15 protein-coding genes are annotated in these 18,153 nt (G+C 42.9%); 4 read left to right on the top strand and 11 right to left on the bottom strand.

What is annotated here, in order from left to right:
• The first annotated feature begins 57 nt into the window (after positions 1–57).
• Complete coding sequence (locus LEP1GSC060_RS00570; RefSeq protein ID WP_002993692.1) at positions 58–3,120, top strand: response regulator; 3,063 nt, start codon at positions 58–60, stop codon at positions 3,118–3,120.
• Between the two features lie 263 nt (positions 3,121–3,383).
• Here the strand turns inward: LEP1GSC060_RS00570 and LEP1GSC060_RS00575 are convergent, their stop codons facing one another.
• The 8 genes from LEP1GSC060_RS00575 to LEP1GSC060_RS00610 form a co-directional block, all read right to left on the bottom strand.
• Positions 3,384–3,854 (bottom strand): Crp/Fnr family transcriptional regulator, encoded by a 471-nt coding sequence (locus LEP1GSC060_RS00575; RefSeq protein WP_002993659.1) that lies wholly within the window; start codon positions 3,852–3,854, stop codon positions 3,384–3,386.
• A gap of 386 nt (positions 3,855–4,240) precedes the next feature.
• Positions 4,241–5,338: a poly-gamma-glutamate system protein gene (gene pgsW, locus LEP1GSC060_RS00580; protein WP_002993657.1), complete on the bottom strand. Its 1,098-nt coding sequence runs from the start codon at positions 5,336–5,338 to the stop codon at positions 4,241–4,243.
• Complete coding sequence (gene pgsC / locus LEP1GSC060_RS00585; RefSeq protein WP_002993724.1) at positions 5,335–5,793, bottom strand: poly-gamma-glutamate biosynthesis protein PgsC; 459 nt, start codon at positions 5,791–5,793, stop codon at positions 5,335–5,337. Before pgsC ends, pgsW begins: the two co-directional genes overlap by 4 nt.
• Entirely contained in the window at positions 5,781–7,004 is a 1,224-nt protein-coding gene (gene pgsB / locus LEP1GSC060_RS00590; protein WP_002993726.1) for a poly-gamma-glutamate synthase PgsB, read from the bottom strand. The genes pgsC and pgsB overlap by 13 nt, the downstream gene beginning before the upstream one ends.
• An 18-nt stretch (positions 7,005–7,022) precedes the next feature.
• Complete coding sequence (locus LEP1GSC060_RS00595) at positions 7,023–8,264, bottom strand: PP2C family protein-serine/threonine phosphatase (RefSeq protein ID WP_002993669.1); 1,242 nt, start codon at positions 8,262–8,264, stop codon at positions 7,023–7,025.
• 58 nt (positions 8,265–8,322) lie between these two features.
• The gene (locus LEP1GSC060_RS00600; protein ID WP_002993663.1) at positions 8,323–9,426 is read right to left on the bottom strand and encodes a sensor histidine kinase; all 1,104 of its coding nucleotides are present in this window, start codon (positions 9,424–9,426) and stop codon (positions 8,323–8,325) included.
• 118 nt (positions 9,427–9,544) lie between these two features.
• A complete protein-coding gene (locus LEP1GSC060_RS00605; protein ID WP_036094953.1) occupies positions 9,545–9,934 on the bottom strand; it encodes an FKBP-type peptidyl-prolyl cis-trans isomerase in 390 nt (129 codons plus the stop codon).
• Positions 9,931–10,296 carry an RNA recognition motif domain-containing protein gene (locus LEP1GSC060_RS00610; RefSeq protein WP_002993715.1) on the bottom strand — a complete coding sequence of 122 codons (366 nt, stop codon included), beginning with the start codon at positions 10,294–10,296 and terminating at the stop codon, positions 9,931–9,933. Before LEP1GSC060_RS00610 ends, LEP1GSC060_RS00605 begins: the two co-directional genes overlap by 4 nt.
• 144 nt (positions 10,297–10,440) lie before the next feature.
• Between LEP1GSC060_RS00610 and LEP1GSC060_RS00615 the strand changes: the two genes are divergently transcribed.
• The 3 genes from LEP1GSC060_RS00615 (at position 10,441) to LEP1GSC060_RS00625 (ending at position 14,659) form a co-directional block, all read left to right on the top strand.
• Positions 10,441–11,481, top strand: a complete 1,041-nt coding sequence (locus tag LEP1GSC060_RS00615; protein ID WP_002993666.1) for a serine/threonine protein kinase — start codon at positions 10,441–10,443, stop codon at positions 11,479–11,481.
• Between the two features lie 231 nt (positions 11,482–11,712).
• Positions 11,713–14,004, top strand: coding sequence for an inorganic phosphate transporter (locus LEP1GSC060_RS00620; RefSeq protein ID WP_002993661.1), 2,292 nt, complete (start codon positions 11,713–11,715; stop codon positions 14,002–14,004).
• A 166-nt stretch (positions 14,005–14,170) separates the two neighbouring features.
• The gene (locus LEP1GSC060_RS00625) at positions 14,171–14,659 is read left to right on the top strand and encodes a GNAT family N-acetyltransferase (protein WP_002993640.1); all 489 of its coding nucleotides are present in this window, start codon (positions 14,171–14,173) and stop codon (positions 14,657–14,659) included.
• A gap of 219 nt (positions 14,660–14,878) precedes the next feature.
• Here the strand turns inward: LEP1GSC060_RS00625 and clpX are convergent, their stop codons facing one another.
• From clpX to tig, 3 genes are read right to left on the bottom strand one after another with little or no spacing between them, the layout of a single operon-like run.
• Positions 14,879–16,144, bottom strand: coding sequence for an ATP-dependent Clp protease ATP-binding subunit ClpX (clpX, locus tag LEP1GSC060_RS00630; protein ID WP_002993684.1), 1,266 nt, complete (start codon positions 16,142–16,144; stop codon positions 14,879–14,881).
• 16 nt (positions 16,145–16,160) lie between these two features.
• On the bottom strand, positions 16,161–16,769 hold the full coding sequence (gene clpP, locus LEP1GSC060_RS00635; protein ID WP_002993760.1) for an ATP-dependent Clp endopeptidase proteolytic subunit ClpP: 609 nt from the start codon (positions 16,767–16,769) through the stop codon (positions 16,161–16,163).
• The gene (gene tig, locus LEP1GSC060_RS00640; protein WP_002993708.1) at positions 16,766–18,121 is read right to left on the bottom strand and encodes a trigger factor; all 1,356 of its coding nucleotides are present in this window, start codon (positions 18,119–18,121) and stop codon (positions 16,766–16,768) included. The genes clpP and tig overlap by 4 nt, the downstream gene beginning before the upstream one ends.
• Between the last annotated feature and the right edge of the window lie 32 nt (positions 18,122–18,153).

Below are 18,153 nucleotides of genomic sequence, written 5' to 3' on the forward strand. Positions count from 1 at the left end.
TGTTTGAGATTTCAATGCGAATAATTATACAACCCTTTGTCTTGGTTATGAAAAGTAATGACACCCTTGCGATCTGACTCCAATTTTCTAATTCTAAACCCCGCGGGGGAAGTGGTAACCTGGAACTTTTACCGGCCGCTTTTGGAATTGGGACGGAATTTAGAAAATCAAATTCACCCTTCCCTTTGGAGTTGGACAACACCCGGCGCCTGGACTTCCATCCGGCAAGAAGTTCGATCCTCAAAGAAAAAAAAACCTTTTCTCAAAATCGGCTATCAAAATCAAAAAGAAGAATTCTTTGAGTTGGAAATTCGAATATTACCTTTAGGACAAGATCATATTCTGCTTTTATTTTTTACGGATTCTGAATCTTCTTTTTCCGAAACTCCAAGTATATTTTTACAAGACGCGGAACTTCGTTCTACGATCTTTCAGAAATCGGCCAACGCGACGTTACTACTCGATCCGAAAAAGGACCTGATTCTCGAAATCAACCAAACCGCAAGCCGGTATTTTGAAATTCAAGATACATTCGATATTCTGAATATTCCGTTTTCAAACTTACTCGCCGAGGGTTTTTCCTCTTCCGAATACGACTCCAGAAAGAAAAAAATTTTATCCGGAGAAACACCTTCCTGGGACGTGGAATTTAAAACGTTTCGAGGTCGGAAGTTTTGGGGGAATACTTCCTTTCGAATGATTTCCACCCGCTTGAACCGAATCGTTTTGGTTCAAATCAAAGATATCACCGAAAAAATCAAAGCCGAAAATGCGCTCTTAGAACAAGCGAGAATCATCGCAGAACACGAAGCCAATCTGAATGCGATCGTGGAAAACTCGGAGGCGATGATATGGTCCGTCGATAAAAATTATAAATTACTCATATTCAATTCCCAATTTCAAAACGTGATGCAGGACTTTTATCACTCGGAAATTTCCGCCGGTTTTAACGTATTCCAAAAAGAACTACCTCCCGAGGTCGCAAAGTATTGGAAGGAATTTTACGACAGGGCGTTGTCCGGAGAAAAAATCAGCGTAGCCGGAAAAAGACCGAATCAGGACGGAACCTTCGTTTTCAGCGAACTTTCCTTTCATCCGATCAGAAACGCGGAATATGAAATCACCGGAGTCAGCGCGATTTCCGTGGACATCACGGATAAACAATTGGCCGAAGAAAAATTCAAACTGCTGTTTGAACGTTCGAGCGAACCTCACGTTTTATACGACGACTCCGGAATTTTCGAATGTAATCCCGCAACCCTGAAGATGCTCCGATGTCCGGATAAAAAACTCGTCTTAGGAAAACATCCGGCTCATTTTTCGGCCGTAACTCAAACCGACGGAATAATGGAAAAAGAGAAAACGATCGAACTCGAATCGATCGCTCTGAAAAAAGGTTCTTATACCTTCGAATGGATTTACAAACGTTTTAACGGAGAGAAATTTTCGGCGGAAATCACTCTGATTCCGATCATTATAAACCAGAAACGCGTTTTTCTTTCCGTTTGGCACGAAATTACCGAACGAAAAGTATATGAGGATTTCCTAAAGCGTGCCAAAGAAAGCGCGGAGGCGGCTTCCAAAGCAAAAACGGATTTTTTAGCGATGATGAGTCACGAAATCAGAACCCCTCTCAACGGTGTGATCGGAACCGTTAGTCTTTTGGAAGGAACCCCTCTCGGAGCGGAACAAAAGGAATATTTGGATATCATCAAGTCGAGCGGACAGAATCTGCTTATTTTGTTAAACGACATTCTCGATCTTTCCAGAATCGAATCCGGACAACTCAAACTGGAAATGCAACCGGTATCCCCGGAAAAACTTACAAACGAAGTGATCAGCTTATTCCGATCCATGGCCGAAGAAAAAGGACTTATGATCGAATCCGAATTGTCCCCTCAGGTTCCGAATTGGATCATCTCCGATCCGTACAGGCTGAGACAAATTTTAACCAACCTTCTTGGAAACTCCATTAAGTTCACGGAAAAAGGAAAAATCATTTTGAACGTGGAAGCCGAAAGATTTCCGAACGACAAACTTAGGCTCATCTTTAAAGTAAAGGATACTGGAATCGGCATCGCCGAAGAAAAGTTGGAACTTCTTTTTAGGGCTTTTAGTCAGGTGGATTCTTCCACCACTCGAAAATACGGAGGTTCGGGACTCGGTCTTACGATCAGCAAAAGATTAGCCGAGTTGATGAAAGGTGAAATCATCGTAAAAAGTCAAATCGATCAAGGCTCCGAATTTTCCCTTTCCATTCTGACGGAAAAATTGGAATACGAAATCCCCGCCGGAGTGCAGGAACTGCATTCTAAAAACTTGGCGACCACGGCGATCCTTTCGCTCCAAGAATTCGGCTTCCGGGATGAAATCAAAAAGTTCTGCGAACGAAACGGATTTTCCGTTAAGGCGGCAAGAACGGCAAAAGAAACGATCCGAATGATCGTCGAAGAGGAAAGAATCGGAATCTTTCTCACGGATCTAAACTTCCCGGATATGAATTTACCCGAAGTGTTGGACGAACTCAAAAGCCGAAACCCTTCCTTAAAACTTACGATCATTCTTTTTATGGAAAAGGAACTGAAAGATTCCTATTACCGAATTACCGACGGGCTTTTCAACCGTCCCGGATTCAGGATCTTTATGATGTTCAAGCCGATACTTTTGGAAGAGCTCAGTAAAAATTTCGAAAAGGCGTTTCCTACCAAAAAAGAAAAACAAGGAGAGAATCAAACGCCTCTCTCGGAAAGGATTCCTCTTAAAATTCTTTTGGTCGAAGATAACGTGATCAATCAAAAGATCGCCTTACGTCTTCTTACGAAACTGGGATATACGGCGGACACGGCGTTAAACGGCATTGAAGCAATCGATATTCTTAAAAAACGGAATTACGACCTGATCTTTATGGACATTCAAATGCCCCAGATGGACGGATACGAGACTACGTTTCATATCCGAAAGGATTTTGGGAAATCGAAACCCGTGATCGTGGCGATGACGGCTAACGCGATGGAAGGCGATAAGGAAAAATGTCTGGAGGCGGGTATGAACGCCTACATCGCAAAGCCGATCCAAATTCAGGACATAGAGTCCACGATTATCCTTCTTTTTCAGTCTTAACGTGTTTACAACAGAAACCTTTGAACTCGGATTCCTTTCGATAACCCAACCCTACAAGTATTTGGATCTTAAGATAAATCTGCCGGAATTACGACCATCGAAAGGGAGTTTGAATTTCATCCTTCAATTCTCCTCGTTCTAGGATTCAGTGAATAGAACTCAGAGTTCAGTTACATTTTCCGAATAGAGGGATCAGACTTTAGCAAAGCATAATTTTTCTCTTCTGTAAATGATTCTGAAATCTGATTTCTAACTTCTATCCACTAGTACCTCTTTCTGAGTTCTCTCGCGTAAGCCAAATCGTGCGTCAACATTCTCAAACGTTTCGCTAAAAAATGGGAAATCGCCTGATAAAATTTCAAAGAAGCCTTGGAATCCTTTTCAAAAACCGCCTTTAAATGATCGTAAGGAATTCTTAAAAGCTCGGATCTTTCCATAGCCTCGACCGAAGCGGAACGTTTACCCGGATCTAAAAACGGCAATTCTCCGAAATGATCACCGGTTGCGATCGTAGTTACGTTTACGTCGTCCCCTTTTTCGGTGGAAGTAAGCACTTTCAAAGTTCCATAGATAACCACAAAAAACGCTTTCGCCTCGTTACCCTCGTGAAAAATCGTATCGCCTTGTTCGTAAACTTTATATTCCGTCTTCTCCGCAATTGCGTTCAATTCGTCTTCCGTAAAATTGGAGAAAAGATAGATCTTTTTTAAAATTTCTTCTTTCGTATGTTGCATAGTATTTCCCGAAATGCGAATGTAAATCTCAGTTTAAATAATGCAAGCAGGTTCCAGGACGCGGTGTAAAGATACTCAAAAATGTCTCTGCACGGGATCTCCGATAAAATTCGTTTTTAGTTTTGAGAGAGCGTTTCGAAACGAAGTCGGCATCTCGATCGGTGTTCTTTGGATCGTTTCGATTTAGAAAATTTTGCCTTTCTACGATCCGTAAATTTCCATTTTAAAAAAGATCCGCAGTTTGTTTTCCATAGAGTCGATCGAATTTTTAAATTATAGCGATTGATACAAGAAGTTTTATTGGATTTTGAATGGAAAGCAGATTGGAATCCGTTCCGTACGGATTTATCAAAACCTTAGCCACAAGCGCTTGGTAAAGTTTGATCTTATAACAAAATCGAATCCTCTTCTTTTGGATCGGAAAGTGAAATCCAAGGAGATAAGATTCGGACGAGCACGGATAATAAAATAAAAAAAACACCCGCAAGCCAACGATTGTATTTTGTAGTAAAGATAAGATCCGACGTTCCCGGTTCGGAAATACTTCCGGATTTGTATCTCATTTTCGAATCGTTCGCAATCGTTTCGATTCCGCTTACGTGAAGCGCCGGAATTTTCAACTCAAGATACGTTTTTAAAATCGAATCCGGTAGATCGGAGTATTCGCCTTCGGATAAAACAATCCCTTTTGGAATTCTTTTTTTTCCAAGGCTGGTCCCGGAGGAAACCGTTCCTCCCCCGATATTGACATACAAGGAAATCGGTTTTTGTTTATAAACGCTCATCCTTTTTTTCAGAGAATCCTCGAAGGAATCCGAAGACAAATATTCGTAGCCGTTCTTGCGAATGGACCTTAGAATCAAATCCCGTCCTTCCTTTCCGATTCCGATTCCCAGATCCGAAACACCCCCGGTGGACATAAAAACAGATTTTTGGAATATTATTTTTTCTTGATATATAAAATTCTCCAGATCCGGCCATAAAAAATCCGGTTCGTTGGCTCCGTATTGCGAGGACGCCGCGCTTGCGATCGAAATCACCCGTAGTCGGGCCGTATCCGCCGCAATCCAAAAGGCGACATTCAAAGCGGGGAAAGAACCTGAAATTCCCGCCGCAATCGTATCACCTTCCTTTAAACCCGCTTTTTGAAACCGATCCACAAACCAGGCCGCAAAGTCCGGATGGATCGACATCTGTTTGGCGGAAAGTTTTCCCGCGGAACTCGTGACCGATGAAATTTCCGACCCGATCAAACCCGATCGATACGGATCTAATTTCGGTTCTATGGAAACGTTCCTGGAAAGTTTGAACTCTTTGATTTTTTGAAAGGCTTTGTAAGTTTTTGCGCTGGCTTCGTATTTTTTCTCGAAGTTTGGAACAGGTTTTGTGAGCGGAAAAAACTCCAGAACCGATAAAAGTCCGACGCTCGCCAAACCCAAAAAAAGAATCGAAATCGAAGAAGTATTTTTAAAAAACTTCCTCATAAAACCAAAACTTCCCCCAGCGCAAAGATCAAAAAAAATCGAACGAGAATCGAACAAACAAGAATGGCGGAAAAAGTTTTGGCAATTCCTTGTCTTTCTGCGGAAAGAGCTACGAGCCCGGGTACGATATGTCCGATCGTTTTATATTCAAAATCGCTCATATTTCCGAGAAATATTTCGGCAAGACGATTGATTGTCAGAGAAATCAAGATGGAGAGAATGAAAACGAAAGCGGTCCTTCTTTGACCGAAACTCAAAAACCGAGATTCGGAAACCCGATAGATCAGAAGCGTAAGAATGGAACTGAGAACCAAAGCGGCAATGATCCAGGGTTTCCGCCAAAAAAGAGCCACGTAACCGGGAACGACCCAACCGCCCGGTTGTAATCCCGTTTTTTCCCAAAGAAAAAAACCGAATAGGATTCCGACTCCGATCGACAACGTCAGTGTTTCCATTCTTTCTCCTCGTCCGCCGTCGCTAAATTCTCCAACCAAATTCTGCCCGGGCCTTGATAGTTCCCCGCCCCGATCCAGAGATTGGATTTCGAAAAGATCACCTTCCGATCGGGCGTAAAATTTTCCTTACAAAAGATCAATTCCGCATTTCCCGCATACGCGGATCGAAAAAGGTTTCGCCAAGGACCGAAGAAATAAATTTTTGAAAGTTCGGAAACGTTCGTCAAATATTTCGCAAACTCCAAGGTTCGAATCGGTCTTTCGCGTTTGGAATTAAAAACTACGATCCCGAACTCTTTCTTTTCTTTTCTCTTTTCCCGATTGGATTTTAGAATTTGATCCCAAGAAACGACGTCGTTGGCGGCAAACGCAAACACAAATCTCTGAAGTTTTCCGTCCTTTTCTTTTTCAAAAATCGTAAGCGCACCCGGATCCGGAACCGCATTTGTAATTCCGCGCAGGATGGACTTAGATGTTACGCCTAACGTTTCACAGACTCGGATCGCAATTTCCACGTTTTCATAATGTTCCGGATAACGTATGGATCGAAACGCGGTTTTGATTCGATCCTGTGAAAGTTTCGGTTCCGCCACAAACGTTTCCGTTTTATTTTTAAGCGCGATTTCTTGAAAAAACGAATTTAAGTTCGTTTTCGGATTTTGTTCCGAAGTTTTTTCCGGACTCTCGTTCCAAAACGACTTTCCATAAACGAGAACTCCGTTTTTGGGAATCGTTTTTGCAAAACCTTTCCGGATTTCTTCGACCGTAACGGCCCATTCCCCGTGATCGGGACGAAGGTTCGTAATTACGGCGTGTGTGGCGCCGATCAATAATTCTTCGGAATCTTTTTGATATTGAGTTTGGACCGCCATACATTCCAAAACGATCGCCTGAGCTTTTTTTCCGGCCGCAAAACGAAAAAAGGATTTTTGTTCTCCGATGGAAATCTTATTTCTAAAGATTCTTTTTTCACTCCGATCCGGAAATAAAAGTCTAGGCATGGACCCGGTCGTCTTACCGAAAACGTTCCAACCCTCTTCCGCCAAAATGGAATGGATCAACCGAGTCACCGAGGACTTTCCCCTGGTTCCATTGACGTGAATTCGAATCGGAATTTTTTTTTGCACTTGAACGTGATTCTTTTTTTCAAAAAAAAGAAACGCACAAAAAATCAAAAATAAAAAACATAAAATAAAAATTGAATATAACATTTTATTGAATACAACGTTTCAAAGATCGGAAGGATTCAAGGCTATCAAAATCGCGGTTATATCGTCTTGTATTTTTTGCGGTCCTAAATGATCGATCAGACTTTGCAGAATAGCGGGAATCGTTTCTTCCATAGGCTCCGAAAATTTTTTTGCGAGAATATCCTGAACCGCAAGTTCGCCAAACTGCTGTTTGTCGGAATTAAACTCCTCGTAAATCCCGTCCGTAAATAGGAATAAACGGTCTCCGTATCCGTAACTCAGTTTAAAAATTCCGTATTGATTGTTCAAATCGAGACCGAGTAAGGACCCGGTCCGGTCCAAACCCAACACCAAATCTTCGGAAAGAAAAAATTGAGGGGGATGTCCTCCGGAGGAATACACGATTTTTTTGGAAACCGTGTCTATGTCCGCGAGAAAACAGGAAAAGAACATCCCTATGTTTCCGAAATTTTTGCAGTATTCGTGATTGAATTCGGTGAGAATACTTCCGGGATCCGTATCTTTTTTTTTGATGGATTCCAAAATTCCTTTGAGTGTCATCGTAAGAAGAGCCGCTTGTATCCCGTGACCGGTCGCATCCGCAAGAAATACTCGGAGAACTCCCGGACGGATTTCGAATAAATCGTAAAGATCCCCGCCGACTTCCATCATAGGAAGATACGCGGAATGGATTTGAATTCCCGGGATCGAAGGATTGTCCGGAAGAATTTCAGTCTGTAGTTTTTTAGCGAGACTCAACTCTTCCTTGATTCCCTTGTAATAACCCGCTAGTAGTCTGGATCTCTGTCGAACCTTCTCTTCGAGTTTTTCCAAAAGTTCCTCTTTTTCACGATCCATTTTTTTCAGAGTCTCGTTGGCTCGTTTCAACTCCATTAGAATTCTATGTTGTTCTGATATATTTCGGATAATGACGTGGTACTGATGATCCTCTTCCGGTCCCGTAACCGAAACGGAAATCTCCGAGACCAACATCCTCCCGTCCTCTCGAATCAAACGAATCGGCCCGAAGGGTTTTTGTCTTTTTTTATCCGGAAGTTCGGCGACGTTTTTTAGGATTCTAATAAATCGATTTCGAATCGAAAACGGAAACAGATGTTCGACGGAATTTCCGATCGACACGAGATATCCGAACGTCTTTTCCGCCGCCGGGTTGGCTAAAATCACTCTGAAATTCTTATCTAAGGAAACGATCGCGTCGATCAACAAGATAGAATAACGTTCCTCGGGGTCGTAATTTTTGGATCGCTTGGAACCGGTCATGATGGGTTTAAAAGAGAGTTTATTAGGATGTGATCCTCTCCTACAAGTCAAGGATCTTTCAAATCGATTCGGGAAGATCCAAGTAAAAGCGTGTGACTCCGTTTCCGCTTTCGAAAGAAAGTTCTCCTCCCATTTCACGGACCACGTTGTAGGAAACCGTGAGTCCCAACCCCTTACCTTTTCCTACATCCTTAGTGGTATAAAAAGGTTCGAAAAGTTTATGTCTGTTTTTTTCCGAAATTCCGATTCCGGTATCTTCCACGATCGTACGAACGAAGTTTCGATTTTTCTTCTTAAACCTCAGCCAATGAACGGTTAAAGTTTTCTCCCGGTTCGCGGGATTACTTTCCATCGCGTCCTTTGCGTTCATAAGAAGATGGAGATATACCTCTTTGAGTTTTCCAACGGAACAAACCGCGTAAATAGGAATTTCGAGATCCGGCAGGATCGTTTTGATTTCGGCCAAACGGAAACAACCTTTTAAAAAACCGAACGTAGAATTAAAAACGGAGGCGAGATCGTGAACTTTCATTTCTTCCCCTTCGATTCGAGTGAATGTGAGCATGTCCTTGACGATCTCGGAGATTCGATTGCCTTCCTGCAAAATGATTTCCGCATATTTACGAAGAGGATTTCCGTTTTCGATTCCGTTAAATACAATCTCGGCGTAGTTGATCACGCCCATCAGAGGATTGTTGATTTCATGCGCGACTCCCGCAGAAAGAGTTCCGATCGCTTCGAGTTTTTGTTTTTGAACCACGCTCTGGTTTTCTAAATCGTGATCGTCCGCAATCGTCTTTGTGAGATCGAATTCTACAATGGATCTCTCCAAAATCCGAGGAACTTCCAGAGTTGCAAAAATACGCAATTCTTCCGGATCGAATGCAAAAGAAACCGAATATTCTTTTTGAATGCCTTCCTTTGTAAGAACAAAAATGGAATACGAAGGAGAAACGTCGGCGGAAGGCCAAAGAGAAGGATCGGAAAGATTCGGTTTTGCGTCTCGAAACTCGCAGATATGATCCCAATTTTGAATTCCTTCGAGTTCGACTTTTGAATAACCGAAGGTTTTGCAAAAGGCGGAATTCACTTTTTGAAGTTGAAGGGACGGCTCTAAGATACAGGCCGATAAGGGGGATTGTTCAAAAAAATCATAAGGCATCCGATTCTAAAGCTATCAAAGTGGGAAAGGCCCCTCCTTTTTATGATAGATTAGAACCGGAAAAAGAGCAGAAATGCAATGTCAGAATCCGGTAAATTCTGTTTCAAAAGAAAAAATCTCAGTACACTTTGAGTAATTCCACTTCAAAGATGAGAGTTGAATTCGGGGGAATGGCCGCACCCGCGCCCCTCGCACCGTAACCGAGTTCGGGCGGAATGGTCAGTTTGCGAATCCCGCCCTCTTTCATTCCCCGGACCCCTCGATCCCAACCTTTGATCACTTCTCCAGCGCCCAGATTGAAAGTAAAAGGAGCCCTTCTGTCTCGAGAACTGTCGAACTTCTTACCGTTGGTCAAGGTTCCGACATAGTGAACCGTGACATTGGAACCGGAAAAGGCCTCTTTACCGGTTCCGACTCGAATGTCCTTGATCCCTAAATCATCCGCAAATGTGGGAACTACCACAATACAAACGATTGCAAAGATGAATGTTAAACGTGCCGATTTCATTTTCCTCTTCCTCCGGTTCTTCTCACACCCGCGCCCGAAAATCCGCCGGTTTTCGACTGAGTTCCGTGGATCTTACCCGAAGACCCGCCGCTTTTTAGGGATTGTTTTTTCTCGAATTCTTTTTTTAATTCTTCGGAGTCCACCACCGCGATCTGTTTGCCTTGGATTTCTTTTTTATTCAATGCTGCTACGGCTTTCGCTCCCGCAGAATCTTCCATTTCGAGGGATCCATAGGATAAAGAACGACCTGTGGTTTTATCTTTTTTAATTTGTACTTCCTGAACGGTACCGAATTCCGAAAAAATCTTTTTTAGTTCGTCTTCGGTTAGCTCCTGAGGCAGATTTCCTACTGATATCTTCATGATTTTCCTTCTCGGGAATCAATTTGCAAAATCCAATTCTATTGAAAACCAAATTCCAACTCACATAGAACAAAACGATCCGGTTCCACCCCGTTCTTCATAAAAAAATTTCCAAAGAAACCGGAAACGGGAATCCTGGAACCGATGGCCGATTTTTTTCAACTCAATCCGGGAGAAATTCTTACCTTAGTCGAAAAGGCGGGTTACGAACCTTCCGGGCATTGTATGGCTCTGAACAGTTTGGAAAACCGAGTCTTTGATCTCAGACTGGAAGACGGTTCTCATATCATTTCTAAATTCTACCGTCCGGGAAGATGGAATCGGAAACAAATCCTGGAAGAACATCGATTCTTGCAGGATCTGAAAAACGAAGAAATTCCGGTCTGCGCCCCTCTTTTGTTTCCGGACGGAACTAGCCTCGCTTTGTTCCAGGAGGAAATGTATTATTCTTTCTGGCCCCGTGTGGGAGGAAGATCTCCCGACGAACTGAATCCGGAAAATCTCAGAATTTTAGGAAGGCTTCTCGCGAGAATTCACAATGTCGGTCAGGCGAAAAATTTCGAACATAGAATCACTCTGGATTCCCAAACGTACGGAACCGGTCCTTTAGAAATCTTACTCCAAGGAGAATGGATTCCTTCGAGTTGTAGAAAGGATTATCTAGAAACCGCAAATCGAATTTTGGATCTATTTCGGGAAAAGATGGAATCGGTTCCACTGCATAGAATTCACGGAGACTGTCATAAGGGAAATCTGCTCTTCGGAAAAGAAGGTTGGTTTTTTGTCGACTTCGACGATTGCCTCCAAGGTCCGGCGGTTCAGGATTTTTGGATGCTTCTTTCCAGAGGAAAAGAAGGACTCGAAGAAAGGGAACACATGGTTTCCGGTTATAGGGAATTCAGGGATTTCGAGGATCGTTGGTTTGACCTCGTGGAAATTTTACGTGCGATGCGATTCGTTCACTATTCCGCTTGGATTTCCAATCGGTTCGCGACCGATCCTTCGTTTCCGACCGCCTTTCCGCATTTTGCGGGAAACGAATACTGGGAAAAGGAAACCCTGGAATTGAAAGAACAATACAAACTGATTTGTCAGGAAGGGAAAAATTACTTTTCCGTTACAGAACCCGCTTTCGCTGAGGAAGAACTTACCAATCGGGATTTTTTTTGGGATTTGGAAGATTAAACCGGTTGATTTTGTAACGTAAAAGTAATAATCACGGGTGGGTTCGCGGCAAAATTTCAGTTGTCCGGCTCCACGGATGGAAAAGACTCAACTCTCAAACAAACGTAGTTCTGTTGTTGACTGCAACATAATGTTCGATTCGCGGTCGGAGTTCATTGGACCGGATTCACGTTTAACAAGAGTCAAAGCGAAAACTTTAGATACTAACAATACAATAAACGGAAGCGTTTCATGGACTTTTTTTTAATCATCGTAGTTCTCATGGCGATCCTCGGAGTCGGCGACCTCCTAGTCGGAGTTTCAAACGACGCGGTAAACTTTACCAATTCCGCCGTGGGTTCCAAAGCCTCCTCTAAAAGAATCATTCTGGTAGTCGCCGGAATCGGAATCATCCTCGGCGCCCTTTCTTCCAGCGGTATGATGGAAGTTGCCAGAAAAGGAATCTTTCATCCCAGCGGATTTGCGCTTCAGGATCTGATGTTCTTATTTTTGGCGGTCATGCTCACGGATATCGTACTTCTGGATCTTTACAACACTCTCGGACTTCCGACTTCCACAACGGTATCTTTGGTGTTTGAACTTTTAGGAGCGGCTCTCGCGATCGCACTTTTAAAAACCGGAACTCTGAACGGCGCTTTTCAAATCATCAACTCGGAAAGCGCACTCAAGATCATCTTCGGAATCGTGACGAGTGTGATCGTTGCGTTCTTTTCGGGAATGATTCTCCAATTCGTGTTTCGATTCATATTTTCTTTCGATCTGAAAAGAACAATGAAATACTTCGGAGGACTTTTCGGAGGACTTTCGATTACGACCGTAATCTTTTTCACTCTTTTGACCGCGATGAAAGGTTCCTCTTTTATCACTCCGGAGATGAGCAAATTCTTAAACGAGAATTTCACGAATATCCTTTTCATCAGCTTTGCCGGATTTTCGGTATTTTTTCAGATTCTAGTATTACTAGAATGGAATATTCTCAAATTCTTAGTTTTAGTCGGAACTGGTTCTCTCGCGATGGCTTTTGCGAGCAACGACTTGGTGAATTTTATCGGGGTTCCACTCGCGAGTTTTGCGACCTGGAATCTGATCCAAGCAGGCGGAGGAGACGCGAGCGCCTTAGCAACCGGTTTGGCCGGAAACGTCTCGACTCCGAACTTGATCCTTTTGGGTGCGGCTTGTATCATGCTCTTCCCTCTTTGGTTTTCCAAAAAGGCGGAAACCGTTACCCAAACCGAAGTTACCTTGGGTTCCCAGGGAGAAACATTAGAAAGTTTTAATACAAGTTTGGTCGCTCGTGTTTTCGTTCAAATCGCTCTCGGAATTTACACTCCGATCAAAGCGATCCTTCCCGCAAAGGTTCGTAATTTTATCGGAAGACGTTTCGAACAGAAAAACTCCTTAGAAATCTTACGAATGCACGAAACCGAAGCGTTTGACTTACTCAGGGCCTCCGTAAATATCCAAATTTCGAGCGCGCTCATTCTGATCGGAACTCTTTACAAACTTCCGCTTTCCACCACCTTTGTGACCTTTATGGTGGCGATGGGAACTTCTCTTACGGACGGAGCGTGGACTAAGGAAAATTCCTTAAACAGAGTCAGCGGAGTTCTTACCGTAGTCGGCGGTTGGTTCTTTACGGCTATCATCGCGTCGGTTACCGCCGGTATCATCGGATCGATCCTGTATTTTTTCGGATTCTCTTCGGTCATCGTCCTCGTTTTAATCGCGGGACTATTGATCTTTCTTTTTGGAAGGATTCACAAAAAACGTCAGGAAACATACGATGAGAATCTTGAAAAACTCATCACTCTTAAAAAACATCCGGAACGCGCGCTTTCCAGAACGATTTCTTCCATGCTCGCGAGTTTAAGCGTTGCCAGAAAAGCTTTGAACAACGTTTGTTCGGGTTACGTAAACGGCAAAAAAAAGAATTTCAGACAGACACAAAAACTTCTGAAAGACTTGAAGAAGATGAGAGAAAACTCTCTTTCTAGTTTCTTATCGATCGCAAACAAACACCTGGAAGAAGAGGATCTTTCTTCCTTACATCCGATCACCGAGTCCATCAACTATCTGGATAAAATCACCGAAAGTATTTGGAACATTCTCAGAACTTCTTCGAACGGTATGAGTTCCTTTCATGAAATTTCCAAGGACGAAAAGGAGGAAGTGAAGGAACTCAGAAAATCCGCTACGAATCTGATGGAACTCATTGCGGATTCCGATAAATTTCCGGATCTTTTGGAAAAAGCAAGATCGGAGAAGAAAACCAAAAACCTGGAAAAAATTAAACAGAACATCTACAAGAGTCAGATGAAACGAATCAAAAAAGGAGACAGCAAGCTGAAATCCAGCGTTTCCTACTTCGTGATCATCGACGAACTGGTCGACATCAACGAAAGCCTTCTTTCTCTCGCGGAAGAATTGAGCGTTGCCATTCCTTGGGCGGAAAAGAAAAAAATCGAATTGCAGAGTAAATCGCTTCTCATACTCAAAGCGGAAGAAAAGAAAAAGAAAAAATAAAGGGCAACAGTAATTAAAATTATTTTTAAGAATAACCGCGTCGTAAACGTAAAAGCGATGCGGTTTTTTACAAAGAGGAATCGCGGCCGGATACTCTTTTGAAAAAATAAACCGAGCAATGATGATTGGGGTTTTCCTATCTACAAACCCCTTTAAAAGAACCTTTATGGAATTTGAAATCCAACTCTATAATAAGGATCAAATCGAATACGATCCAGAAATCGAAAGTATATTAAAAAAATCGTATATTGACGCTGACTTTACCGATCCGGAAATAGCCGAAAAAATCTTTGCGATCCATGAAATTAAAAAACGCGGAAAAATTCTGGTTGCACTTGCCAATGGTACGGCGATCGGATTGATTATAGTCGGAACTTATATAAATCCCTACCGACAAATTGCAGAAGTCGACGAAGCGGAAATGCAACTACTATCGATCTTACCGACGTTTCGACAACAGGGGGTCGCTTCCAGCCTTTGTAGAACTTTCGAAGCGGAAGCCGGATTGCTTGGATTTCGGAAAGCGGTTCTTTCCACTCAATCCACAATGAAAGCTGCTCACAAACTTTATGAAAAGTTAGGATATTTAAGAAATCCTTCCAGAGATTGGATCCGAAATAATAGACGGTTTTGGGTTTATGAAAAAAACATATAAGGCGTTTTAACCTATGCCGGATCGCTGATTCTTTAAATATAATGAATTCATTTCCGAAAAACTTATGAGAATTACATTCAAAGAAGTGAATTCTTAATTCGACCAAGCGGCTTTGTTCTGAGTGAAATTGAAGATGCGCATAAAGACATAAAAAAACCTTTCATCGAATGCGATAACACGATTCGACGAAAGGTTCCCAATTGCAGAAACGCCGCAACCTTAAGCGATCTTGGATTCTTTTTTGAGGATCAAAGTAGGAATCACCCTGTCCGTGATCACTTCCGCCGTGATGATGACCTCTTCGATGTCCTTACGAGAAGGAATGTCGAACATCAGATCCAACATAATATTTTCAACGATGGCCCTAAGTCCTCTGGCTCCCGATTCTCTTTTGATCGCAAGCTCCGCGATTTTATCGATTGCGTCTTCACGGAAAGTCAACTTCACATTCTCCAATTCAAGCAAACGAGTGTATTGTTTGAGAACGGAGTTCTTAGGCTCGCGGAAGATTTGCTTGAGCATATCCACATCCAACTCTTGAAGAGTTGCAACGATCGGAAGTCTTCCGATAAATTCCGGAATCAATCCGAACTTAATCAAATCCTCAGGAATTACCTGTTCCATCAAAGCGTCTTTGTTATCGGATTGAATCCTCATTTCTTCGGAACCGAACCCGATCGTTTTGATTCCGGTTCTGGACTTGATGATATTCGGGAGATCCACAAAGGCCCCGCCGAGAATAAAAAGGATGTTTTTCGTATCGACTTGTAAGTATTCCTGGTGCGGGTGTTTTCTTCCGCCTTGCGGAGGAACGTTAGCCACCGTTCCCTCGATGATTTTCAGAAGCGCCTGCTGTACACCCTCTCCGCTCACGTCTCTTGTAATGGACGCGCTGTCGGACTTACGGGCGATTTTATCCACTTCGTCTATATAGATGATTCCGATTTCCGCTTTTTTAATATCGTTATCCGCGTTTTGGATCAACTTGAGAATGATGTTTTCCACATCTTCTCCCACGTAACCCGCCTCGGTCAGAGCAGTCGCATCCACGATCGCAAAGGGAACCTTGATGATTCTTGCAAGCGTTTGAGCCAGAAGCGTTTTACCGCTTCCGGTCGGTCCGATCAAAAGAATATTCGATTTTTCGATTTCTATGTCGGATTTTTTTTCCCTGAGGTTCACTCTTTTGTAATGATTGTAAACGGCAACGGAAAGCGCTTTTTTTGCGTGATCTTGTCCGATGACATACTGATCCAAAATGGTTTTGATATCGGCAGGACTGGGAACCTCGCCGAATACTTCCGACGATTTTTCGTGAGAGAGTTCGTGATCTTCTGCGATAATTTCGTTACAAAGAGAAATGCACTCGTCACAGATATAAACACCCGGCCCGGCGACTAAACGTTTTACCGCATCCTGTTCCTTTCCGCAAAAAGAGCAGAATAGTTTTTGTTTACCGTTGGTTCCCGGTGTTTTCTTCGCCAAGGGAATTTCTCCTTATTTAAGCTTGGGCAGCCTGAGTTTGTTTACGGTCGATCTGAATCACGGTATCCAAGATTCCGTAATTCTTCGCTTCTTCCGCGGTCATGTAAAAATTTCTCTCGGTATCTTTCTGAATTTGTTCCACACTCTTTCCGGTATGTTTGTGGTAGATGTCGTTCAGAATTTCTTTCAGCTTAAGAACTTCTCTCGCTTGAATTTCGATGTCGCTTGCTTGTCCCGTTGCTCCACCCATCGGCTGGTGCATCATAATTCTGGAATTCGGAAGTGCGGAACGTTTTCCAGGAGCTCCTCCCGCCAAAAGTAAAGCCGCCATAGAAGAAGCCTGTCCCAAACAAAGTGTTCTTACATCCGGTTTAATATACTGCATCGTATCATAAATTGCAAGACCGGAAGAAACATAACCTCCGGGAGAATTGAGATAAAGATAAATGTCTCTTTCGGGATTTTCGGCTTCGAGAAATAACAACTGAGCCGTAATGACGTTTGCGTAATCGTCGTTGATTGCATTCCCGAGAAAGATGATTCTATCTTTTAAAAGGCGGGAAAAAATATCGTAAGACCTTTCCCCTCGGCTCGTCTGCTCGATCACATACGGAATTACACTCATGCTTTTTGCTCTTCCTTTGGGTTCAGGTAGTCTTTTACCTGTGCAATACTCAATTTGTCGGTATATTTCTTTTCTACAAGATCAAAGAGGATATCATCCACCTTTTTTGCGAAAAAATTCTCTCTGTATTGATTCATGAGTTTTCCTTTTTCCAGTTCTTTTTTAAGATCGGACAGGGAAATTTGATAACTTGACGCAAGTTTTTCCAAATCCGTATTAAAATCGGCATCGGAAAAGGTAATATTTTCGGTCTCGGCGATTTTTTGGCGCGTAAAGAAGTGTTTGAGACGGATCTCAGCCATATTTTTAAAAGATTCCTGAACTTCTTTCAGATCTTTTTTGATCATCACCGCGTATTTTTCCATCGTAATCTCAGGAAGTCGGAACTCGTCGATCATGTTCTGGAATACGTGTTCGGATTCCTCTCTCACGTAAGAATCCGGGAAGATATACTTGGAATCTTCGATGATTTCTTTATAGATCTCGTCCACCTTCTTGTTTCGAATTCCTTCCTCATAACGTTCCTTGAGATTTTTGCGGATCTTGTCCTTTAGGGCGTTTAGGGATTCGGAACCGTCGAACTCGGAGGCGAGGTCGTCGTCCACAGCGGGAAGAATGTTCGCATAAAGCGCCAGAATCGTTACCGAATATTCGAACGTCTTTCCGGCCACTTCGTTCTGAGAATAATCCTGTGGAAACGTATGCGAGAATTCCTTTTTGTCTCCGGATTTAAGTCCGTAGAGATTTTCATCAAAACCTTTCAGATTGTTTTCTTGACCGAGCTGATAGTCGTTGGACGTATTGCTCGCGTTTTTCGGTTCCTCGCCCTTTTCGTGAACCGTATATTCCATATCGATAATATCTCCGGAAGCGGCCGTTTGACCTTCTTCCTTAAGTTGTTTACGGGCGAGTTGTTTACGGATCGTTTCGATCTCTTCGGAAACGTCGGAATCGGAGACGACAACTTCCGGAAGTTTGATCTTTATCTTTTTGTACTTTCCGAGATTCACTTCCGGAGCGGTTTCGTAAACCGCAGTCGCAATCAGAGTTTTGCCGGGTTGATAGTCTTGGATTTCGAATTTCGGGAATCGAACGATCGGGTGTTCCAACTTCGTGATGATGGAACTCACCGCGTCCGTGATCAAAGTGTGGATCGCGTCACTCGCAATCGAATCACCTAAGTGGCGTTTCACCATGTTCAGCGGGGCTTTTCCCGGACGAAAGCCCGGAATTTTTACGTCTTTTTGTTTTTCCGCATACGTTTTATCGAATGCTTTTTCTATGTCGGAAGCTTCAAACGTAAGTTTGATATCCACTGTAGCGTTGGAATTTTTTTTTGTTTTATAATCCATGATGCAAATCGGCCTGGGGAAGAGGTGATATA

Origin of the sequence: Leptospira weilii serovar Ranarum str. ICFT (genome assembly GCF_000332415.1) — a bacterium.
GTDB classification, from domain to species: domain Bacteria; phylum Spirochaetota; class Leptospiria; order Leptospirales; family Leptospiraceae; genus Leptospira; species Leptospira weilii_A.